General features: G+C 63.9%; 22 protein-coding genes. 11 read left to right on the top strand and 11 right to left on the bottom strand.

The genetic code is table 11. From position 1 onward, the window contains the following. Window positions 1-368: 368 nt before the first annotated feature. Together ACFSJC_RS20040 and ACFSJC_RS11140 are read right to left on the bottom strand one after the other, a co-directional pair. Window positions 369-1,388: an RHS repeat domain-containing protein gene (locus ACFSJC_RS20040; RefSeq protein WP_386026684.1), complete on the bottom strand. Its 1,020-nt coding sequence runs from the start codon at window positions 1,386-1,388 to the stop codon at window positions 369-371. Between the two features lie 601 nt (window positions 1,389-1,989). Further along, window positions 1,990-2,562: a hypothetical protein gene (locus ACFSJC_RS11140; RefSeq protein WP_386026643.1), complete on the bottom strand. Its 573-nt coding sequence runs from the start codon at window positions 2,560-2,562 to the stop codon at window positions 1,990-1,992. A 306-nt stretch (window positions 2,563-2,868) separates the two neighbouring features. Here ACFSJC_RS11140 and ACFSJC_RS11145 point away from each other — a divergent pair, with 306 nt between their 5' ends. Beyond that, entirely contained in the window at window positions 2,869-3,648 is a 780-nt protein-coding gene (locus ACFSJC_RS11145; protein WP_386026645.1) for an IclR family transcriptional regulator, read from the top strand. A 39-nt stretch (window positions 3,649-3,687) separates the two neighbouring features. On the opposite strand, the gene ACFSJC_RS11150 is transcribed toward ACFSJC_RS11145, so the two are convergent. Beyond that, window positions 3,688-4,497, bottom strand: coding sequence for an SHOCT domain-containing protein (locus ACFSJC_RS11150; protein ID WP_386026647.1), 810 nt, complete (start codon window positions 4,495-4,497; stop codon window positions 3,688-3,690). Window positions 4,498-4,891: 394 nt separating this feature from the next. On the opposite strand from ACFSJC_RS11150, the gene ACFSJC_RS11155 reads away from it, so the two are divergent. Together ACFSJC_RS11155 and ACFSJC_RS11160 are read left to right on the top strand one after the other, a co-directional pair. After that, window positions 4,892-5,497, top strand: coding sequence for a glutathione S-transferase N-terminal domain-containing protein (locus ACFSJC_RS11155; RefSeq protein ID WP_386026649.1), 606 nt, complete (start codon window positions 4,892-4,894; stop codon window positions 5,495-5,497). A gap of 153 nt (window positions 5,498-5,650) precedes the next feature. Next, on the top strand, window positions 5,651-6,628 hold the full coding sequence (locus ACFSJC_RS11160; RefSeq protein ID WP_386026651.1) for a SphA family protein: 978 nt from the start codon (window positions 5,651-5,653) through the stop codon (window positions 6,626-6,628). A gap of 14 nt (window positions 6,629-6,642) precedes the next feature. Here ACFSJC_RS11160 and alr read toward each other — a convergent pair whose 3' ends face one another. Then, entirely contained in the window at window positions 6,643-7,731 is a 1,089-nt protein-coding gene (alr, locus tag ACFSJC_RS11165) for an alanine racemase (RefSeq protein ID WP_386026653.1), read from the bottom strand. A 314-nt stretch (window positions 7,732-8,045) separates the two neighbouring features. Here alr and ACFSJC_RS11170 point away from each other — a divergent pair, with 314 nt between their 5' ends. Further along, window positions 8,046-9,296 (top strand): bifunctional alpha/beta hydrolase/OsmC family protein, encoded by a 1,251-nt coding sequence (locus ACFSJC_RS11170; protein ID WP_386026655.1) that lies wholly within the window; start codon window positions 8,046-8,048, stop codon window positions 9,294-9,296. A 124-nt stretch (window positions 9,297-9,420) separates the two neighbouring features. Here the strand turns inward: ACFSJC_RS11170 and ACFSJC_RS11175 are convergent, their stop codons facing one another. After that, complete coding sequence (locus ACFSJC_RS11175; RefSeq protein WP_386026657.1) at window positions 9,421-10,950, bottom strand: ArnT family glycosyltransferase; 1,530 nt, start codon at window positions 10,948-10,950, stop codon at window positions 9,421-9,423. Here ACFSJC_RS11175 and ACFSJC_RS11180 point away from each other — a divergent pair. Together ACFSJC_RS11180 and ACFSJC_RS11185 are read left to right on the top strand one after the other, a co-directional pair. Then, the gene (locus ACFSJC_RS11180; RefSeq protein WP_386026659.1) at window positions 10,939-11,130 is read left to right on the top strand and encodes a hypothetical protein; all 192 of its coding nucleotides are present in this window, start codon (window positions 10,939-10,941) and stop codon (window positions 11,128-11,130) included. The two genes, ACFSJC_RS11175 and ACFSJC_RS11180, sit on opposite strands and share 12 nt — an antisense overlap. Before the next feature lie 58 nt (window positions 11,131-11,188). After that, window positions 11,189-12,322 carry a glycosyltransferase family 2 protein gene (locus tag ACFSJC_RS11185; RefSeq protein WP_386026661.1) on the top strand — a complete coding sequence of 378 codons (1,134 nt, stop codon included), beginning with the start codon at window positions 11,189-11,191 and terminating at the stop codon, window positions 12,320-12,322. Between the two features lie 62 nt (window positions 12,323-12,384). Here the strand turns inward: ACFSJC_RS11185 and ACFSJC_RS11190 are convergent, their stop codons facing one another. Both ACFSJC_RS11190 and ACFSJC_RS11195 read right to left on the bottom strand, forming a co-directional pair. Beyond that, window positions 12,385-13,887, bottom strand: coding sequence for a diguanylate cyclase (locus tag ACFSJC_RS11190; RefSeq protein ID WP_386026663.1), 1,503 nt, complete (start codon window positions 13,885-13,887; stop codon window positions 12,385-12,387). Window positions 13,888-14,136: 249 nt separating this feature from the next. After that, a complete protein-coding gene (locus tag ACFSJC_RS11195; protein WP_386026665.1) occupies window positions 14,137-14,733 on the bottom strand; it encodes a YceI family protein in 597 nt (198 codons plus the stop codon). A gap of 98 nt (window positions 14,734-14,831) precedes the next feature. On the opposite strand from ACFSJC_RS11195, the gene ACFSJC_RS11200 reads away from it, so the two are divergent. Further along, the gene (locus tag ACFSJC_RS11200; protein WP_386026667.1) at window positions 14,832-15,476 is read left to right on the top strand and encodes a nucleoside deaminase; all 645 of its coding nucleotides are present in this window, start codon (window positions 14,832-14,834) and stop codon (window positions 15,474-15,476) included. 42 nt (window positions 15,477-15,518) lie between these two features. Here the strand turns inward: ACFSJC_RS11200 and ACFSJC_RS11205 are convergent, their stop codons facing one another. Beyond that, window positions 15,519-15,899, bottom strand: coding sequence for a hypothetical protein (locus tag ACFSJC_RS11205; protein WP_386026669.1), 381 nt, complete (start codon window positions 15,897-15,899; stop codon window positions 15,519-15,521). A 152-nt stretch (window positions 15,900-16,051) separates the two neighbouring features. Here ACFSJC_RS11205 and ACFSJC_RS11210 point away from each other — a divergent pair, with 152 nt between their 5' ends. The 3 genes from ACFSJC_RS11210 (at window position 16,052) to ACFSJC_RS11220 (ending at window position 17,921) form a co-directional block, all read left to right on the top strand. Further along, a complete protein-coding gene (locus tag ACFSJC_RS11210; RefSeq protein WP_386026671.1) occupies window positions 16,052-16,759 on the top strand; it encodes an ankyrin repeat domain-containing protein in 708 nt (235 codons plus the stop codon). Further along, window positions 16,756-17,043: a hypothetical protein gene (locus tag ACFSJC_RS11215; RefSeq protein ID WP_386026673.1), complete on the top strand. Its 288-nt coding sequence runs from the start codon at window positions 16,756-16,758 to the stop codon at window positions 17,041-17,043. Before ACFSJC_RS11210 ends, ACFSJC_RS11215 begins: the two co-directional genes overlap by 4 nt. A 149-nt stretch (window positions 17,044-17,192) precedes the next feature. Then, the gene (locus ACFSJC_RS11220; RefSeq protein WP_386026675.1) at window positions 17,193-17,921 is read left to right on the top strand and encodes a UDP-2,3-diacylglucosamine diphosphatase; all 729 of its coding nucleotides are present in this window, start codon (window positions 17,193-17,195) and stop codon (window positions 17,919-17,921) included. 142 nt (window positions 17,922-18,063) lie between these two features. Here ACFSJC_RS11220 and ACFSJC_RS11225 read toward each other — a convergent pair whose 3' ends face one another. Continuing rightward, a complete protein-coding gene (locus ACFSJC_RS11225; RefSeq protein WP_386026677.1) occupies window positions 18,064-18,543 on the bottom strand; it encodes a rhodanese-like domain-containing protein in 480 nt (159 codons plus the stop codon). Between the two features lie 16 nt (window positions 18,544-18,559). On the opposite strand from ACFSJC_RS11225, the gene ACFSJC_RS11230 reads away from it, so the two are divergent. Further along, window positions 18,560-18,691: a hypothetical protein gene (locus ACFSJC_RS11230; RefSeq protein ID WP_386026679.1), complete on the top strand. Its 132-nt coding sequence runs from the start codon at window positions 18,560-18,562 to the stop codon at window positions 18,689-18,691. A 33-nt stretch (window positions 18,692-18,724) separates the two neighbouring features. On the opposite strand, the gene ACFSJC_RS11235 is transcribed toward ACFSJC_RS11230, so the two are convergent. Continuing rightward, a complete protein-coding gene (locus tag ACFSJC_RS11235) occupies window positions 18,725-19,384 on the bottom strand; it encodes a response regulator (protein ID WP_386026681.1) in 660 nt (219 codons plus the stop codon). Continuing rightward, on the bottom strand, window positions 19,384-20,994 hold the full coding sequence (locus ACFSJC_RS11240) for a sensor histidine kinase (RefSeq protein ID WP_386026682.1): 1,611 nt from the start codon (window positions 20,992-20,994) through the stop codon (window positions 19,384-19,386). Before ACFSJC_RS11240 ends, ACFSJC_RS11235 begins: the two co-directional genes overlap by 1 nt. Window positions 20,995-21,408 lie beyond the last annotated feature (414 nt).

Consider the following 21,408-nt stretch of genomic DNA (forward strand, 5'->3'; position numbering starts at 1 on the left):
TTCGAAGATAGTCCATGACTTCATCGGGGATCAATCGTGCATCGGATAACCAAGCTGGTTTCATCGCAGGCTCCTCAGATAAAGTGTCAATGCTCACTGATTTAAGTATAGATTACTTGGTACCTGAGCCCGTGAACTGAATGATACATGGAATAAGAAAACCGCCTATAGCGACATAGGCATACAGATTTTCTCCATCCCCCTCAAACCATCCCATTACACACAAGTCTGTAAGCGCTTGATTTCGCCTGGTCACCCCAAAAGCGCCTCTCTATATAAATCAGGAACTTATGAATGGATTGGCGGAGATGTGTGTAACGAGATGCCCTCAAACCCATCTCGTTACACACATCTCCGCTGACCTGGTCCTAAATCACTGATTTATACAGACAGACGTTTTTGGTGCGGTCACGCGACATCAAGCACTCACAGACTTGTGTGTAATGGGATGCCTCAAACCCAATCGGATCCTTCCCCGTCCACCTCCCCGTATAAGGATCATAGTCCCTGACCCCAAAGCGCACGAGCCCGATCTCCGGCTCATAGGGCCCGCCCGCAAACCCAAACGGCTGGAACCCCGGGTTGGTATCCCGCGTGACCACACCCCAGACATCGTAGTCCATCCGCTGAACGACGGCCCCAGTCTCGACGGCGACGACCAGCCGTGGACTACCGAGGTGGTCGGAGAGGATCCGGTAGGTGGTCTCCTCCTGCGTCTCGGGATCGATCTTGATCAGGTAGGCTGGGACATTGGCCTTCTCGCCATAGACGAAGACCGAGACCAGGTTGCCCTCGCCATCCAGCTCGGCGATGGGGTTGAGCTGATCCTTGTAGAGGAACCCCTGGATCAGCTCGCCGTCGCGGGTCTTGCCGATGCGCCGGTCCTGGCCGTCTATGACGTAGCCGATGGTGCCGCTCGGGCGCGGGCGGGCCGGGGCGTCGTACTGGAGCAGGCGGTCCTGCTCGTCATAGGTGCCGTTGGCCGTGCCGTCGACGCCGATGCGGTTGCCGTTGGCGTCGTAGTCCCAGGAGCCGGTGACGGTGCCGTTCTCGCGGACGGCGGTCAGGCGTCCGGCGCGGTCGTAGACGTAGGCATAGACCTTGGTCGCGCCTTGCAGGGTCTCGGTCTTCTCGGTGATGCGCCCGAGACGGTCGCGGCTGTAGCTGACCGCGTAAAGCGCGCTGCCGTCGTGCGCCGCCTGTTGGGTGGCGAGTTCGCCGAAGGCGTTGTAGTCCTGGGTGGTGGTGAGGACGCCGAGGGTAGTGCCGGTCAGCAGCCCATGGCCGACATGGCGGGTGAGCCGCAGCTCACCGGCCTGGGTCAGCAGCCCGTCGGCGTCGTAGCCGTAGGGGATACGCTGCGTGGCGTTGACGACATGGGCGGCGATGGCGAGGTCGCTGTTCCAATCGGTCTCGACCTGGCCATTGAATACCTTTTCCCCGAGAAGCGCTCTTCATTGACCTGCAACAAGGCGAGACCTGACCTCTGACCCCGAACGCACTCCTCTCCGCGCATCCACTCTACCTCGCCCTTGGCGACGACGAGGAGCAGCGGCACGCCGCCTATCGTGGCCTCTTCGCAGGCGCGCTCAACGACAAGCCCCTCAGCGACCTGCGACTGGCACTCAACCAGAGCCAGCCCATCGGCAACGACCGCTTCTATCGCGAGATCGAGGCCATGACGGGCCAGCGCCGTGAGCTCCGAAAGCGTGGTAGGCCACGCAAGAAGGACAGGTAACCATCCCCCGGCAGAGCCGGGGGCTTTGAATTTGTGAGCCGCTCGAAGCCCGCTATCGGTCGCCGTCCCGCTGGCAATCCGTAACAGAGCATATTTCAAGAAGAAACGCGCCGAGCGTTTGAAGGGGCCTCAGGTTACAGCCATAAATTGCACGTGAGCGGGTGGTCTGGATCCTGTGTTTGGTTGCCGGTGGCGTTCGGCTGCGCGCCTCGGCGGTGGGAAGCCATGGCCACGCATCCGGATGCCTGCCGTCATTCCCTATACTCCTGCATCTCTGTTTCCCAGCCGTTAGGATCGTACTGGTAGTACTGGCCGTATTGGTCCTGGGTCATCTGGGAACCGTCGTTTGCCTCGTAGACGTTGCCCGGGGCGTAGTAGGGCATCTCATAGACATCGTTGCCGTTGGTGTACAGGGAGCGTTCGTGGATGCCTTCGCGAATGTACTGCTGATGGCCCTGATACTGCTGTTGCGATCGATCCATGTAGTTGTTGAACATGCCGTCGAGGACCGCGTTGCTGTTGTTGACATAGCCCTGTTGCTGCGCCTGAAACGCTTGCTCTCGATTCTGGAGGTCCGCGTAGAATCCCGGATTCTGCTGACGCGACAGGGCGGTCAGGTAGTCGAATACCTGTTGATCCGGCGTCGACCAGTCGCCGGTCTGTTGTCGATAGGCCGATATCGCGTTCTGCGCATGCATCTGGGCCTGTTGCCCCGCCTGGGCGGCGAGCTGCTCGACGTAACCGATGTAGTCCTGGCTGTTTGCCGGCAGAGCGGCAAGGGCGCCGAGTGCTCCGGCGAGGATGGCGAGGCTGCTTGAATTCATCGAATCTTTGCTCCCGTTTGGCTTGAACTCGGACTCAAAATTGACCGACTGCGGGCCCGGCATTTTCGCAAACCCGTATGCACCTGAACGTCCGAGTCATCGAAATCAGCATTGCGACAATTCGATACGAAACAACCTGTAAACGCGCATGGTTTCGAAGCTCAAGAGCCTGTGGATACGGCCCGAATTATGCCTAAAGCGTGTATGGAATCTTCAGGGACTTGACAAGCACGTCGTCTCCGACCCTCGCGACAATTCACCGCAGGTCTGTTTTCATACAGCGAACATCGCCACGAAATATCCGCCATGCCTCCAGACAGCCCCTCCGGCATTCAGGTCATCGATCGCGCGGCTGCACTGCTCGACGCCATCGCCCGCTATCCAGACCCGGTCAGTCTCAAGATCCTCGCTGCCGAGACCGGGCTGAACGTCTCGACGGCTCACCGTATCCTCGCCTCGCTGATCCACAACCGCTTCGTCGAGAAGGATTCGGCCGGACGCTACCGGCTCGGTCTGCGGCTGCTGCAGCTCGGCGTGCGGCTGCACGGCAATGTCGACGTGCGCGCCATCGCCCTACCGATCATGGAGGATCTGCGCGACCGCTTCGGCGAAACGGTGAACCTCACCATCCGCGAGGGCGACGCCGTGGTCTACATCGAGAAGGCGACCCCGAACCGCATGATCCATGTCCAACAGTTGATCGGCTCGCGCGCGCCGCTGCATGTCACCGCCGTCGGAAAGCTGATGCTGGGCGCCGCGGGCGAGGACGCCATCCGCGCCTATGCCAGCCGTACCAACCTGCCGGCCTATACCCGCAACAGCATCACCGACCTCCCGCGCCTGATCGCCGCATGCGCCCAGTCGCTCGCACGCGGCTACGCCCTGGACGACGAGGAAGCCGAGATGGACGTCGGCTGCATCGGGGTTCTGATCTATGACGGCACCGGGAATGTCAGCGCGGGACTCTCGGTCTCGGCGCCGATCCTGCGGCGACGGACGGAATGGATCGAGGATCTGATGGAGGCCGGAAAGCGGCTTTCGCTCGATCTGGGGTACCGACCCCACCCCGAACCGAGCGCGAGCTGACGCCGATTTCGGGACGGGGCGCGAACATCGGAGACGCGGTTAGAGACGACTCAGCAACTCGGCCTTTTTCTGGGAGAACTCGTCGTCGGAGAGGATGCCCCTGGAGCGCAGATCGGCCAGCCGCTCGATCGCGGAAAAGATGTCCGACTCGGCGCCGGAGGCCCCCGCAGCCGGTGCCGAGGAGCCAACCGGCGCGGCCTGGGGCGGCGCGGCGGGGCGTCCGTCGATGGATACGACCGGCAGGCTGGCCAGATTCACGGTGCCGTACTGGCTGGAGAAGAGGATCGAGCCGCCCATACCCTGCTGCTGGGAAAAACCGCCGATCTGATGATCGAGGGTGTCATAGACCCAAACCTGCCCACCGGATTGAACCGCGAGCCTGCGCGCGTTGGCGAAATAGGCATAACGCATCTCGTTCTGCGAGCCGGTCGCGTTGGGCGCGCCGAGTTCGCTCGGCCACCAATTGGCCGATGGATCGGGCACGAACAGGCTGGACTCGCCCATGGGCGCCCCCGCTCCCTGATACTGCTGACCGCTACCACTCTGGCTCTGGGACTGGAAGCTGCCGCTACGCAAGAGACCGGGCTGATTGGCCAGAATCCCCGAGAGTTCGCCGCACAAGGCATCGACGCGCCCCTTGAGCGAATGGTTGAACATATCGCCCAGCATCAGCATGCCGCCCTGCATCCACTGGCCGGAGCCGCCGAACTCGGGATGGCTGAACTGCGCCATGGATCCGTTGCCGTTGACTACGGCGAACAGCATGTGGGTGACCGCATCGGGGCTGAAACCGTAGCGCTGAGACAGACCGTCGACGATCCCCTGACCTTCCGAAGTGAGTTGTTGCATGAAAATAGCGCTCTAAATGAGAGGGTGTGCCGCACATAAGGAACTGGCGGATCGAATGCCCGCAACCGGGGCGGGGCAACGAGGGATCCCCGGCGACCCGTGGTTGGGATGGATGAAGAAACAAGGAGATCGCATCGCCCGGAGCGCGTCTCGCCATCGTCCGCGCATCGGTGCCCAACGTGGCCCTAGGCCGATTAACTTAGTCCCAAATCGGACGCTGGACAACGACAAACCGAAGTTTCGACAACACGACCGAAACCAGGGCATCGCTACACCGAGCGGGCAAAAATTAGTAATCGGTGAATTACTGACAAATGCCGTGTGTCTCGTCGCGAGACCAGCGTAAACTCAAAGACTCAAGTATTCCGTTCGAAGCTCACACCGGGGGGATCCGATGCTGCTCCGCCATTCACACACCTCACCCTACGTCCGCAAGGTGATGGTTCTGTTACAGGAAACGGGACTGATCGATCAGGTTACGATCGAAACGATCGACGGCTGGTCCGAGCCCGACGCACTGACTGCCGAGAACCCGCTGTCGATGATTCCGACGCTGGTCCTATACGACGGCCAAACGCTGTTCGACAGCCCGGTGATCTGCGAATACCTGGACCGCCAGCATGTGGGCCGCCCCATGATTCCGCCGACCGGCGAGATGCACTGGCAGGTGCTGCGCGAACAGGCCCTGGCCGACGGCGTCCTGGACGCGGCCATCCTCATCTTCATGGAACTGGGCAAACGTCCCGAGGAAAAACGCTGGGACTGGTGGCTGGACCTTAAGCGACGCGCAATCGAGCGCACGCTCGATCGACTCGAAACCGACCTGGACACGCTTGGCGAACGGGTCGACTTGGGCGTTATCTCAATCGCAGTGGCACTCGGCTATCTGGATCTGCGTGGCGCCGTCGGGAACTGGCGGACCGCCCGCCCCGGACTCGCGAATTGGTTCGATGCCTTCGAGCAGCGGCCCTCCATGATCGCAACTCGACCACCCGTCTGAACGCAGATTCGCACGCGCGGCACAGGCGCAGGCCAGGCTCCGCTCAAAACGCCTGATCTCGGTCAAAATGGCCGCCATGCGCATCGTGTAATCCCAGATGACCGCCATGTTAAGGTTGCGCCGCTCTCCAATAACGACAAAAAAGGCGTAACCATGCGAATCTCCAACTCGTACGTCTTGGCCGCAGCATTGGGACTGGCGTCGACGGGATTGACCACGACCCAATCGGCGCTCGCCTATGACCTTCCAGCCGTCAATCTGGGTTTCACCAGTTTTCTCGACGGGGCCCCGCCGGCCGGCCCCGGTTGGTACTTTCAGCAATACGTCCAGATCTACCGCGACGGTCGGCTCAAGGATGTGGACGGCGACGACATGCGGGTCCCCACGCCGCGCGGACTGGAGAAGGCGGAGGTCGACGCCAACATCGGCCTCACCCAGATCGCCTACCAGTCGGACCAGGAGCTGTTGTGGGGCGGCAAATGGGGCATGAACCTGATGCAGCCGATCGTCGGCTTCGACCTGAACCCCGAAGACAATTTCGCCCTCTCCGCCAACAGTGCCAACCTCGGCGACCTGTTGATCGGTCCCTTCCTGCAGTGGGATCCCATCATGGGTCCCAACGGTCCGCGCTTCATGCACCGCGTCGAGTTCCAGATGATCTTCCCGACCGGTGCCTACGACGCAGACCATGCGCTCAACCCAGGCAGCAACACCTTCTCGTTCAACCCCTACTGGGCCGCGACCGCCTTCATCAGACCCAAGTGGACGATTTCATGGCGTCTGCACTATCTCTGGAATGCCGAGAACGCGGATCCCCACACCTGGCTCGGCGCGGATGACAGCCAGGCCGGACAGGCGATCCATCTGAACTTCGCGAGCGCCTACGAGGTGCTGCCGAACCGGCTGCGCATCGGCATCAACGGCTACTATCTCAAGCAGATCACCGAGAACAAACTCGACGGGCACGATCTCTCCGACACCAAGGAGCAGGTGCTCGGCATCGGTCCGGGCATGGTCTACCACGTCTCCCAGCACGACCATGTCTTCGTCAACGCCTATTGGGAAACTGCGGCGGAGAACCGCACCGAAGGGTCGCGACTGAACCTGCGCTACGTCCACCATTTCCAGTAGCTGAACCCAATCGCTCAAACGCCCTCATGGATGAGCCGCACGCGCCGACCGATCCCGGTGAAGAGTTCGTAGGCGATGGTCCCGGCGGCCTGGGCAACCTCGGCTGCCGAGATCCGATCGCCCCAAAGCTGCACCGGCGTCCCCAATCCCACATCCTCCATCCCCGTCAGATCCAGCGTGATCATGTCCATGGAGACACGGCCGATGAGACGGGTCGGACGTCCCGCAACCGCGAGCGGTGTGCCGTCCGGGGCGTGGCGCGGATAGCCGTCGGCATAGCCGACCGCCACGACCCCGACCCGGGTCGGTCGATCGCAGACGAAGCGACCGCCGTAGCCCAGCGGCTCCCCCGGCGCGAGATCGCGCACCGCGATGATGGCGGATTCCAGCGTCATGGCGGGCCGCAGCTCCGCCGCCGGATGGGGCACTGCGAATGGCGAAATGCCGTAGAGCATGATGCCGGGTCGCGTCCAGTCCCGGTGCGCGCTGGGCAGCGACAGCACCGCCGCCGAATTGGACAGGCTCGACATGACCGCCCTACCGCCGAGCGCCCGGTCGAAATCGGCGAGCTGGCGCTGGATGAAGGGATGGCCTGGCTCATCGGCGCGGGCGAAATGGGTGATGGCGCCCAACTCGCCGACGTGGGCGCAGGCGCCAAGCTCGGCATGGATCGCGCCGAAGTCCTCCGGCGCGAAACCGACCCGGTGCATCCCCGAGTCCACCTTGATCCAGCAGCGCAGCGGACGCTCGGGACGGGCCGCGAGCACCCAGTCCAACTGCGCGCGGCAATGCACCACCATGGTCAGTCCGGCCGCGTCGACCTGGGCGATCTCATCCGGTGCGAAGACGCCCTCCAGCAGCAGGATGCGATCGCGGATGCCGGAGTCGCGAAGCTCCAGGGCCTCCTCCAGACAGGCCACCGCGAAACCGTCCGCCTCAGCAGCCAGGGCGCGCGCCACCGCGATCGCCCCATGACCATAGGCGTTCGCCTTCACCACGGCGAGCGCGCGGCTCGACGGCGCGAACGCTTTGGCAATGCGATAGTTGTGACGGATCGCACCCAGATGGATGCGTGCATGCAAGGGACGGGATGAGGCGTTCATACGCGCAACTTTGCCACGCCGCCCGTATTTTGTCGCGCCCGCACTTCAGCCTTTCCCGCATGGCAGAGGGGCTCCAGACCCAGCGATTTCAGAATTTAATTCAATGATTAAGTTGAACTTTTGCCCACGAAACTTGCTCGAAACCGTTCTTTCCTGTTTATATTGCGGTGCATCATCCGACGATGGCCGAATCGCCGAGCGAGAATGGCCATCGACATCCGGTCCGAATCGACGCTCGACCATCGGATCCGATCAGAGAGTCCTCGCGCACGCCCCGAGAAACAACCGCATCCCATCGCATTGGTAGCCTTCGCATGTCACGGATCAAAATCGAATTCCCGAACGCCGAAGGGCACACGCTCGTCGGTCTCCTGGAGATGCCGCCGGATCGTACCCCCGTCGCCCGCTACGCACTCTTCGCCCACTGCTTCACCTGCAGCAAGGACGTCGCGGCGGCCAGCCGCATCAGTCGCGCCCTGGCGACGCGCGGAATCGCCGCGCTACGGTTCGACTTCACCGGATTGGGCAACAGCGACGGGGACTTCGCCAACACCAACTTCTCATCGAACGTCCAGGATCTGCTCGCGGCGGCACGCAAGTTGGAGCAGGATTTCGAGGCGCCGGCCCTACTGATCGGACACAGCCTGGGCGGTGCAGCGGTGCTCGCGGCCGCCCCCCAGTTGCCCTCGGTCGAGGCCGTGGTCACCATCGGTGCCCCGGCAACCGCGTCCCACGTCCAGCATCTCTTCAGCGGCGCACGCGGTCAGTTGGAGGAAGAAGGCGAGGCGGAGGTCAAGATCGGTCTACGCCGATTCCGCATCCGCAAGCAGTTGCTCAACGACCTGGAGCAATACGGCTCGGCCGAGCACATCCGGCACCTGGATCGACCCTTGCTGGTCTTCCATTCGCCACTCGACACCATCGTCGACATCAAGGAGGCGGCCAAGATCTACCAAGCGGCACTGCATCCCAAGAGCTTCATCTCACTCGACAATGCCGACCATATGCTCAGCAACCGCGAGGATGCCGAGTATGTCGCCGAGACGCTGGTCGCCTGGGCCAGCCGCTATTTGGGGATCGGTCGACACAGCTTCGAGCCCAGCACCGGAACCGCGCCCAAGGTCGAGCCGAAAGAGGTGCTGGTCACCGAGATCGACACCAACTTCCTGCGCGGTCTCTACACCGCGCACCATCAATGGCTGGCGGACGCACCCAAGCCGAACGGCGGATCGGATCTCGGCCCGGAGCCCTACGACCTGCTGCTGATGGCGCTCGGCGCCTGCACCTCCATGACCCTGCGGATGTACGCCAAGCGTCACGGCATCCCGCTCGACGACATCGAGGTCAGCCTCCGGCACGAGCGCGTCTATGCAGAGGACCGCGAGAGCTGCGAGGTCAAGAACGGCCGCCTCGACCGCATCGTCCAGCGCCTCAACATCCACGGCGCGCTCGATGCCACCCAGCGCAGACGCCTACTGGAAATCGCCGAGCGCGCACCCATCCACCGCACCCTCGACGCCAGTCCAGTCATCGAAACCCGCTACGCCGAGGACGACCGAACATGATCGCTACACCACGGACCCAATAGCCCCCAGCCCAGTAGCCTGGGTGAAGCGCAGCGAAACCCAGGAGCCGCCCACTCCACCCTCGCGTCCTGCCACACCCCGGATTCCGCAAGCGCCATCCGGGCTACGGGCTCGGTCGATACCGGTAGAGATGCCAGGTATGCAGCGGCCGCTGACAGGGCTTGGCTTCGGCCTCCCGAAGCGGCTCGCCGGCACAATCGTAGAATGTGCGGCCACGCTCGACGCCGAATCCCTCGATCGCTGGGGGCGCCCCGAAACGGGTGACCAGCCAGAAGGGACCGGTTCGCGCCTGGGGCTCATCCATCCGTCGACGCACGAACTCGGACGGCCGGGTCAATCCCGGCCACTGATCGGCCCCCACATCCGGGCGATAGAAGCGCAGCATGGCCGTGGTCTGGTAGCGATCCACATAGACGGGCGCGTCCAGCTCGGCCGCCTGCTGGGCCAGCTCGGCGAACCCATGGGTTTCGCGCAGGATGCGATTCTGACTGTCCGGCAACGGCAGAGCGGCCGTTGCCGAGTGGTAGGCATAGAGCGTTACCAACAGCAGATTGACGCCGGCCGCTGCGTAGGCCCAGCCCCTTACCCGGCGCAGCCAGATGGCCGCAAGCGGTGCGGCCCCGAGCAGATACATCAGCGGCCAGTTCGCCTGCACCTGACTGAAGGTCGCGATCGCCGCAAAGAAACCGAGCGGAAAGAGCGTCGCGGCGACCAGCAGCGCGCGCCCATGCACGGAAAGGACCGTCGCCGCGTCCGCCGGACCGAACGACCTGCGCGACCAGCCCGCCCACAGCAACGGCACCGCGATCAGCCCCCAGAATCCGAGCTGCATCCCGAGATAGCCGAACAGGCTTCCCAACCGCTCACCGAGCGACTGGAACCCGGTGCGCTCGATCACCTCGGCGGGTACAGCGGCCAATGCCCCGACCTCCGTCGAGAAGCCATGACCGAACTGAAAGCGCATGGTCACCCAGTCGTGATGAGCATTCCAGAGGATATTGGGCATGAAAACCAGCAGCGCGACGAGTCCGCCCAGATAGGGCCAGGGCGTGCGCAGCGCCCGCCAGTCCGCGCGTAGAATGGCCCAGAGCAGGACGGGCCCGATGAGGACCATGGTGTACTTGCCAAGCAACCCGAACCCGACCGCCAATCCCGCCGTGATCCAGCGCCGCCGATCCACGGCCAGCGCCCGCTCCGCCTCGTGCAGCGCCAAGGCCCAGGCTAGGGCCAGCGGTGTATCGGGCGTGGTGAGCACGCCGCCGGCGAGTCCCGGCAGGGTGCCTCCCACGAGCACCAGCGCCAGCGCCAGATCGACCGGATTCGCAAGCCCGCAACGACGATAGAAAGCGGCCAGCACGACCAGAGTCGCTGCCCCGGCTAACAGTCCGCCGAACCGCGCCGCGAACGCCGACCCAGGCTCGAACAGGGCCCCGAGCCCGAGCAGTGCGACGCCGGGCGGATGGTCGAAATAGCCCCAGGCGAGGTGACGCGCCCAATCGAAGTAATAGGCCTCGTCGAGCGTCACCGGCATGAGCGCCGCGATCGCGAAGCGCCATGCGATGAGACCGGCGATCACGATCGCCAGCAGGACCCAGGAACCTGTCGGCGCGAATGGCGCCCGATGATGATGCATGCCGTCTTCCACTCCGACTCGACCTGGGCCGACGCCCGAGATGTGCGCGCCAGCCGCCAACAGAAGGGATGCTCCAAGGGCTTCGGCCCCGAAGACATCGCTCGCCCTATCCGGGTTAGAATGCGCGCCCCGATCGAACCGAAACCCGCGCCCGGAACGCTACAGGCGGCGGCATTCTAGCCGATCGACCCTTCATTGCCGCGAATCCAGGCCGAGCGCCGATCCCCAGGTTGAATCCATGTCACAACAGACGCCCGCCCGACCGCCTTGCGCCCCCCCCATGCTGACCGTCGTCGTGCCCACCTACAAGGAGGCCGAATCGGTCGCCGAACTGGCACGCCGGGTCAGCCTGGCCCTGGAGGGCATCGACTGGGAACTCATCTTCGTCGACGACGACTCGCCGGATGGAACGCCCGAGCGGGTGCGCGAACTCTCGCGCCAGGATCCACGCATCCGCCTGATCCAGCGCATCGGACGCCGAGGGCTCTCCTCGGCCTGTATCGAGGGCATGCTCGCCACCAGCGCGCCCTTCCTCGCCGTCATGGACGGCGATCTGCAGCACGACGAGACGCTGCTTCCGCGCATGCTTAAGACCATCGAGACAGAGAATCTCGACATCGTCGTCGGCAGCCGCTACGTCGAGGGCGGCGGCGTCGGCGAATGGAGCGCCAAACGTCATTCGATGAGCCGACTGGCAACCCGCATCGGCCAATATCTCATCCATGCCGAACTCCAAGACCCCATGAGCGGCTTCTTCATGGTGCGCGCCGAGGTGCTCCGATCCTGCGTGCGCCGACTGAGCGGCGTCGGCTTCAAGATCCTGCTCGACATCTTCTCCGCCGCCGAACCGCCGCTGCGCTTCCGCGAGCTGCCGTTTACCTTCCGCCAGCGCGAAACGGGCAGCAGCAAGCTCGAACAGGCGGTGCTTTGGGAGTATCTGCTGATGCTGGCGCAGAAGGTCATCGGACCGGTGATTCCGGTCCGTTTCATCGCCTTCTCGCTGATCGGAGGACTGGGCGTCTTCGTGCACATGGCGGTGCTCTGGCCGGTCCTGCATCTGTTCGGAACCGGCGCCTTCCTGCTCGGCCAGAGCGCGGCGACCCTGGTCGCCATGACCAGCAATTTCTTCCTCAACAACCTGCTGACCTACCGCGACATGCGCCTGCACGGCAGACAACTGCTGTGGGGCTGGTTCACCTTCGTCATGGCCTGCAGCGTCGGCGCGCTGGCCAACGTCGGAATCGCCGACTACCTGTTCCACCAAAGCCACTCAGGTTGGTTCTTCTCGGCACTGGCCGGCATCCTGGTTGGAGCCGTATGGAATTACGCAGTCACGGCGGTCTATACCTGGAAGCGTCCAAGGCCGACTTGATCCGGAGGGTGCCCCGGATTTCGCTCTGCTCCATCCGGGCTACGGGTGTGGCGCGCGGGACCTCAGGGCAAAACCGATTCGATGCGGTTGCGCCCATGGCGCTTGGCATCGTAGAGCGCGCGGTCGGCGGCACGTACCAGTTGGAGGGGGTCGTGAATGCGGTGCTCGCCATCCATGTGCGAGGCGATCCCGATCGAGGCGGTGATGAAAAAGGACTCGCCAGTCTCGCTCATGTGGCGCGTCGCTTCGACCGCCGTGCGCAGTCGCTCGAAGACGGTGAGCGCGCCCTCCATACCGTGGCCAGGCAGCAGCACGACGAACTCCTCACCGCCGTAGCGCATGATGTAGTCCCGCTCGCGCAGATTGCGCTTGAGCACGGCGGCGATCTTGACCAGCACCGCGTCACCGACCGAGTGTCCCTGGGTGTCGTTGACCTGCTTGAAATGATCCAGGTCGATGAATCCCAGAGTCAACGGCCAACCGTTGTCGGTCGCTTGGGTGAACTCGCTTTCGAGGACCTCATCGAAATAGCGGCGATTGTGCAGCCCGGTCAGGGCATCATGAATTGCGGCCTTTTGCAAAACCTCGGCCGCCTCCTCCATCTCAACCACCTTCTGGGGGTGCTCGGTAGCCTGATGGATGAGACGTAGATTGCGGGTAGCGAGGATGTCGCGCGCCTGATCGACCAGCCCCTGCGCCATACCCGGCGAGATGATCTCGATCTCGAACAGGCTGCCCAGCTCGGGCAGCCCCTCGACCACCTCCTCGATCAACACCTGTAGGACTTGCTCGTCCAATCCCAGTAGCGTCGCGGCGTCCGTCGCCGCAGCATCCAGGGCCGGCTGAGGCTGCTCGTCCAACAGACCGTCGGCGATATGTCCAGCCACGGCCACACAATAGACGAATGGCCGCGCATCCTCGGGGATCTCGGCCCGATTGGGATCGTGCGCCGAGGCGGCGGTGACGGCGAGCCGCTCCGACAACCCCCAATGACGCATCAGCCAGGTCCCGACCTCGCCATGATCGAACCCCAGGGCCTCGCGCTCGCGCTCGACGAAAGGGTCATGCGACTGGTAGGTGGTCAAGAGTTTCAGATAGCGATCCGGAACCGCAGCGCTCAGGGCGAGAATTCCCAGATCCTGGAGCAACCCGGCCAGATAGAACTCATCCAGCGCATTCTGCTTGAGCGTTTCGCCAAGCATCCGACTCGCCAGCCCCGAGATGAGCGCGCGCCGCCAGACCCGATCCACTGCCGCACGGTCGACATCGCTGGAGCGGTAGAGCTCGGAGAGCGAAAAGCTCAACGCCAGGTTCATGGTCGAGTTGACCCCCAGCAACATCACCGCCTGATGGAGATTGGTGGTGCTGCGGCGCTTGGCGTAAAGCGGCGAGTTGCACACCCGCAGAAGACGGCTTGCGAGCGCGGGATCCTTGGACAGCAGGCCGGCGAGCGCACCGATGTTGATGTCGGGATCGCGGCCCATTTCGATGACCCGGATGGCCACGCCCGGCAGAGTCGGTAGGTTGGGACAGAATTCGAGGGCTTCGCGAATCGCAGGGGGCATCGATTTCTTCAAGGCTCCTGGAGCCGGGTCTGTTCGAAACGAGGAGAACCGGAGTTCGCCAGTGCCGCCTTCCTGGCGCATCCACCGCAGACATCCATTAACCCAATGAGTTGAATAGATGATACCCGCTACGGTCACGCCTCGACAGCACTTTACCTCTCGTACACCGAAGCCCGAGGAGCCGCCAACCAGAACCGTTCGGTGCATGCGCCGACCTCACCGGATCGGCGCACGGTCACGGGCATGAGATCACTTGGCCGCTGTCGGCGCGGTCACGAAGGTCATCACGAAGGTCACTGGCACCGCCTCGCTGATGCTCTCCAGACCGGCGATCTCGCGCAGCTTCTCGACGCCATCGCCGAGCCCGAACTTGGCGGCGTCCACGATCAAGGGCTTGAGACTGGCCACCATCACCGTGCCAGCATCCACCTTCACCGCCTGCATGCTCAGGGTCATCGGCTGGGTCTTACCGTGCAGGGAAAGATTGCCCTCGGCCGAGAGCTGTTTGATCTCGCCCACCGCCATGCCGGAGACCAGCTCGGGATCCACCTTGGCCTTGAGCACGGCCTCCTTGTAGTCGGTGGTATCGAACAGGAACGTGCGCATCCGCTCGTTACGAATCGGAACCAGGGTGTCCACGCTGTCGAGCATCAGCGTCACGACCACCTGCCCCTGATCGTCGATGACGCCATGAATCTCGTCGAATGTGTTGACCTCCGCCACATCCTTGGCCTTGATGGTGACGAAGGAGAGATGCGAGCGGCCTGAATCCAGATTCCAGTCGGCCAGCGCCGGAGTCGCGACCAGAATTCCAGAGAGCATGAAGGGCAGGATGAGCTGACGCATGATGATTCCTCCTGATGCGTTTCGAGAGTCGATCGATTGACAAACGGTCGGTCCCACAAGACACACTCACCGGCGCGTTGGACAACCGGAGCGGAACCTTGACCGACTCAACGAACTTGGACACGAATCTCAGAGAAACAACCGCACCCCAACCGGGGGCGATCCGCATCGACCTTCCTGAGTGGGTCCCAGGCTTTCTCGCCAGCGTGCCGAGGCCGCTCGCCGACGACCGCGCGCGCATGGCATGGGTGTTGGAGCTGACCCGCGAGAACATCCGAGCCGGCACTGGCGGTCCGTTCGGTGCCGCGCTCTTCGCGGCGGACAGCGGACGACTCATCGCCGTCGGGGTGAATCGGGTGGTGCCGGCATATTGCTCGATCGCCCACGCCGAAATGGTCGCCATCGCCACGGCACAGCAACACCTCGGACACTACGACCTGCGCCAGGCGCTGCCCGGCGGCAGCATCCTCTACAGCAGCGCCGAGCCCTGCGCCATGTGCTTGGGCGCCCTACCCTGGTCTGGCATCGACCGCCTGGTCTACGCCGCGCGCGACGCCGATGTGCGGGCCATCGGATTCGACGAGGGAGACAAACCGAACGATTGGATCTCGGGCTATGCCCGACGAGGCATCCGGGTCACCGCCGAGCTACTGCGCGAGGAGGCGGCCGAGCTGCTGCGCCGCTATGCCGCAAACGGCGGCGAGATCTACGATCCGACGGCGACCGGCCATGGGGATTCTTAAAGCTGCCAGCGGTCAGCCATCAGCGTCCAGCCAGAAATGACCTTAATCCCCGGACGATGCGGGCAAGATGATCATCCGCTCGACATCGGCGAGACGAATCTCGCGTCCGTCGAGCGTGGTGAGACGGCGACCCTGGATATCGCCCCGATGGGCCTGATAGCGCGCGATCGCGCCGGTATTGGCGTTGACCACCTGGACCTCGACCCGTTGGTGATCATGGAGCCAATCCTGCACCAGATAGACGGCGCTGCCGAGCAGCATGACCGCGATCAGGCCCCAGGCAACCCGGCGCATCAGCCCCGGCGGCACCAGAGGCGGCCCAACCTCCTGCCCGTGCGCAATCAACTCGGCACGGCGACGCGAGCGCAAAGAGCCGTAAACTGCGGCAATGACGCCGAGCGTGAGCAGGAGTTTCCAAAACATCGGAGTGAATCGCCTCGCAACTGAGTGAGGACACATGGTATCCCAAGGCATGCGGCGAGTTGCGATGGCCGGAGCGCTCGCCGTACCATCGCCACGTTCGACGCGGCCTGGAAACCCGAGCCACCATCAACGCAACCCCGTCACCGAGGCCCATGCATCCACTGCTGATCCTGTCGCTCACGACCGCACTGACGCTCGTTGCCTGCAGTGAACCGGCGCAACCGACGGAGAGTCTCTATCGCGCGGTTCACACCGGCGATCTGGATCAGGTCAAGCGCAATCTCTACTGGCACGCCGACGTCAATCAACCGGATGTCGATGGCGACACCCCACTGCATGTGGCCGCGAGCACCGGCAGGGTCGCGATCGCCGAACAACTGCTGTCGCACGGCGCGAATCCAGAGGCGCTGGACGCATCCGGCCGCACGCCCTTGAAGGTCGCGCTGCTGTTCGGCAAGACCCAGGTCGCGCGGTCGCTGATCGAACAGGGCGCCGCGCTGGATGCCCAGGCGATGCTGGTCGATCTGGTCAAACAGGGGGTCTCGGATCGCGACACCTTCGCCTTCCTGACGCGGGCTGGCGCGGACGTCGATCGCGCCGACGCGCAGAGCCGCACACCGCTGGGAATCGCGGTCGAGGGCGGATACCTCGAAACCGTCGCCCGGTTGCTGGACCTGGGCGCGGATGTCAACCGACCCGACGGACGGGGTCGCATGCCGCTGGCCATCGCATTGGCCCGAGCCAACGGCAGAGACGCGGATCGCCAGACCATCGTCGAGATACTGAAACGCAACGGTGCGCGCCGCAAGCTCGAACCCGCAGCGACACCGAACACCGAAAACCCGGAGAAACAACAATGACCGAAAAGGTCGAGGATCTGACCGTCACCTACACAGAGGACGGCATCGACACCACGCGCGAACTCGACAAGGTGATCCTGTCGAAGGGAAGCTGGACGACCATCATCTTCCGCTACCAGGAATGGGACCGCACCAAAGGCGAATACGGCGCGGACAAATACACCATCCGCCGCTACCAGAAGCGCAACGGCGAATACCGCCAGCAGTCCAAGTTCAATATCTCCAGTCGCGCCCAGGCACAGGGGCTAATCGACGCGCTCCAGGGGTGGATTGCGGAGGAATGATCGGTCAGCTTCCAGCCGCCAGCTATCAGCGTCCAGCAAAAACGACGCGGACATTTGGCCAGCCCGCCGCTCACCGAATCGGTGAACGGAACAGGTCCAGGCAGCACGGTTTCAAGCTGGCCGCCGGCGGCTGACGGCTCCGCACTGAAATGACGCACCTCTTCATCTCCGACCTGCATCTGTCGCCGGACCGTCCGGCGACGCTCGACCTTCTGCTCGACTTCCTGGCCGGCCCTGCCCGTGAGGCCGAGCGTCTCTACATCCTCGGCGATCTCTTCGACAGCTGGATCGGCGACGATGACGACACGCCCTTCAACCGCCGGGCGATCGCCGGACTGCGCGCACTCACCGATGCGGGCGTCGCCTGCGACCTGATGCATGGCAACCGCGATTTTCTGCTCGGACGGCGCTTCCGCCGCGAGACCGGCTGCCGCCTGCTACGCGATCCGACCCTCATCTCGCTCGCCGGCGAACCGACGCTACTGATGCACGGCGACCTGCTCTGCACCGACGACCTGGCCTATCAACGCTTCCGTCGCCGTGTCCGCAACCCGCTGGTGCAACGGCTGTTTCTGTTCAAATCGCTCGACAGCCGACGCGCCCTGGCCGCCAACTACCGCAACCGCAGCCGAGCGGCCATGGCGGAGAAGTCCGCCGAGATCATGGATGTCAACCAAGATACGGTCGCCGGCTATCTGCGCCGCTTCGGCGCCCTCCACCTGATCCACGGCCATACCCACCGCCCGTGCGACCACGAGATCGCGCTCGGCGACCGCCAAGCGCGCCGCTCGGTACTCGCCGAATGGGCGGACACTGGAGGAGAGGTCCTGGCACACCGCAACGGCATCTGGCAGCGCGAACCCATCACGCCGACCTAACGCCCATCCGTCGCCCGGATAAAGCACCAACGTAATCCCCATGCACCGACTCGGACCAAACAGATCCTGTGTAGGGCGCAATAGCCCCAGCGTATTGCGCCGCATGACCGACAACGGCCGCTCCGACTCGGACCAAACAGCCCTAATCCTGTGAAAGCCCCGCAGGGCGATGCTGCTCGGGACGCAGATTCGGCGTGAAATAGACATCGGCATCGTCGAGATCGACCGCATTCCCCTGCCCGTCGACCAGCGGCTGCTCGTAGTCCTTCCAACCGCGCAGACCGGTTTTGAGCGAGGCAACGTTGCGGTAGCCCAGCACCGTCATGGAATGGGCGGCCAAAACGCTGCGATACCCCGAGCGACAGACCACCACCACCTCGCGATCGCGCGCCTGGACCAACTCGGGCAGGGTCTCCTCGTAGTCCCATTCGCAGGCCGATTCGAGGATGCCGCGCGGAACATGGATGGAGTCGGGGATGTGCATGGCAGCGAACTCGTTCGGCTCGCGCACGTCGACGATCAACAGGTCTGGATTCGCCTCCAGCCGCTCGGCCAGATCCCAAGGCATGATCTCGCGGATATCGGTGAGGCAATTCTTGATGAGTTCCAGGAAATTCTTCATCGGTTGAGCAGTCTCCATGAAGCAATCTATCGCCCCGAACGCGGTGATCCCGGCAACCGGAACCGGGGCGACCAACAGGCTCCATAGGACCGCGCGCAGAGGACGAAGTGCCGATATGGCCACCGCCCGTTACGCCTTCAACACCTGATGCCGCCGCCCCCGGAGCAGCGTCGATCAGTCTTCAGAGATCGCGCACCGGCGCACGCTCGCACAGACCGCGTTCCACCGCGATCACCGCCGCCTCGACCCGCGAATGGACATCGAGCTTGCGCAGGATCGCCTTGACGTGCAGCTTCACCGTACCGTCCGAGATCCCCAGCCGCCGGGCGATGGCCTTGTTGCTTTGCCCCTCGGCGAGGTGACAGAGGATCTGCTGCTCGCGCGGGGTCAGATCGGCGACGCCGTTCTGCGCCGATGCGCCCTTGGGATCGCCGCCTTGCACCGCCCTGGCCAACACGATCGCCAGCTCGGGCGCCACTACCGTGCGTCCGCGCACGATCTCGCCCAGGGCGGCGATGAGCGCCTCCGGCTCCATATCCTTGAGCAGATACCCCTGCGCCCCGCTCTGCAACGAGTCGATCACGTCGCGCTCCTCGGCGCTGGTGGTCAGCATGGCGATCGGCATGGTCTGATGCGCGGCGCGCAATTGGCGCAGCAACTCCAGGCCCGAGAGCTGCGGCATACGCATGTCGAGCAGCACCACGTCCGGCGACGTCTCGCCGACCCGGCGCAGTCCAGTGGAGGCATCACCGACCGCGACCACCTCGATACCGCGGCGCTCCAGTAACTCCTGGAGACCGAAACGAAACAGGGCATGATCATCGATCAATAGGACACGCATCAGGCAACCCCCAGCGCATGGCGCGCGCCGCGCCGGTTGACTTCAAAGACGACCTCGACCCGGGTCCCCTCGCCCGGTTCGCTCTCGATCCGCATCTCGGCGCCGATACGCCGGGCGCGCTCCTCCATGATCGAGAGCCCGATCCGTTCGCCTGGATTGGAACCGTCGGCCGGTGCGCTGAAGCCGACGCCGTCGTCCTCGACCAGCAGCACGTAGCGGTCGCCCGCGTCGCGGGTCAACAGCACCCGAACCGTGTGGGCCTGGGCATGTTTGCGGATATTGGCCAGAGATTCCTGGACGATCCGCAGCAGTTGCAGATCCTCGCTCGCCGACAGCTCGAACGGCCGGCAATCGTTCTGGAACAGGACGTGAGCCCCCGTCTCCTGACCGAAACGCTGAGTCAGCTTGGCCAGCGCCGGGACCAGACCACGCCGATCGAGCGGAGCACGGAAACTGGCCAGCAGCTCGCGCAGCTCGGTATGCGCCTCGTCGAGCCCGTTGCGCAGACGGGCCAGGTCGTTGCGCGCCTCCTCCGAGATGGGCGTGGCGCCCAACGAATCGTCGAGCATACGACACTGAAACCGCAGGCTGGCTAGCGTCTGGGCGAGCGAATCGTGCAGCTCATGAGCCAGCGAATTGCGCTCCTCGACAATGGACAACCGGCGGGCCTCGGCGTCCGAACGCTGCTTGGCGATCGCCACCCCCAGATGGTGACCGACGGTGAACAGCAGATCCATGATGTCCTCGCGCGCCTTCACACCCGGGCGGTCAACGAAGATGCTGTAGACGCCCAGCAGTTGGTCGCGATGCTCCAGGGGAACGGTCACCACCTCCATCTCGGAGCTGTTGAACATACGCCGGCCATAGATACGCGAGCAATAGCGCGCGTCGTTGTCGCAGACGATATCGCCCGGAGCGAGCACGCTACCGCACAGACATAGATCGACCGGTGCCATGTCCTGCTCGCGCACCAGATCGTCGTCCAGGCCGATGGAACCCACCAGGCGCCGGCTGCCGTCCGGCATCACCAGGCGCACCGTGGCCGCTCGACCGTTGATCATCTCCTTGAGCACGCGCAGGAAGCGCAACAACAGCTCCTCGACGCTCTCGGTCTGGTGGATGCCGGCCGCCACGTCGTAGAGAATCTTGAGCGAAGCCGTCTTCTGCGCCAGGCGACGGGTCTGACGCGCCACCCGGTTGTCCATGTCCTCGTAGAGATCGGTCAGCTCCTCGTTGAGACTGCGGATGTCCTGGGCGATCCCGCGCAGCACTCCCGTCTCCTTGAGCGCATCGCTGGCGCCCGGCTCGCCCTGACAGACCTGAGTCAGCGAGCACTCCAAACGCACCAGCGGCAGCAGCAACTGATCGCGCAGCCGAATCCAGACGACCACCGCCGCCGCTGTACCAACCGACAGCACCCCAAGACACCACCAGCGCAACCAGGCGTACCCAGGCGACAGACCGTGCAGCACGGCCAAGACCAAGGCCGCGCCCATCGCGACCACCAGCGTCCACAGAGGCCACGTCAAACGCGCCGCGCGCAGAATGGCCCGCATCCGCGCGACCTGATTGGCGGGAATGCACTCGAATCCGAACCGTTTGAGGGTCATGAGCAGCCCAGATGTCTCGATGCCAGATGACTCGATGATGCAATCGTCCCCTCGACGATCACGACCGAACCGATGGGGACGAGGAAAGATCCGCCCCGGAGGCGGCTTCGAGCCATTCTAACCCGAGCGACACCCATTGCAGCCTGCAGCCCGGATGCAGCGATGCGGAATCCGGGAGCCGACCTCCCAGAATGCAGCGATGAGCCATCAATAGAGACGGACTCGACGCATCCATGATGCGCCGCGTCCGGGTCGTCTATGCGATCAGGTTCGCCACTAGTTGTGCAGATCTTCGACCATTGCTGTGTAGGCGCCGATCTGGGCCTCGGTCAGCAGCCCCAGGCCTGGGCCGCCCTGCCAGCCGTCGGGTTGGCCGTAGGTGGCGTCGATGCGTGGCATGATCGCGAGGTCGTT

This window comes from Thiorhodococcus fuscus (assembly GCF_042682685.1).
GTDB lineage: Bacteria > Pseudomonadota > Gammaproteobacteria > Chromatiales > Chromatiaceae > Imhoffiella > Imhoffiella fuscus.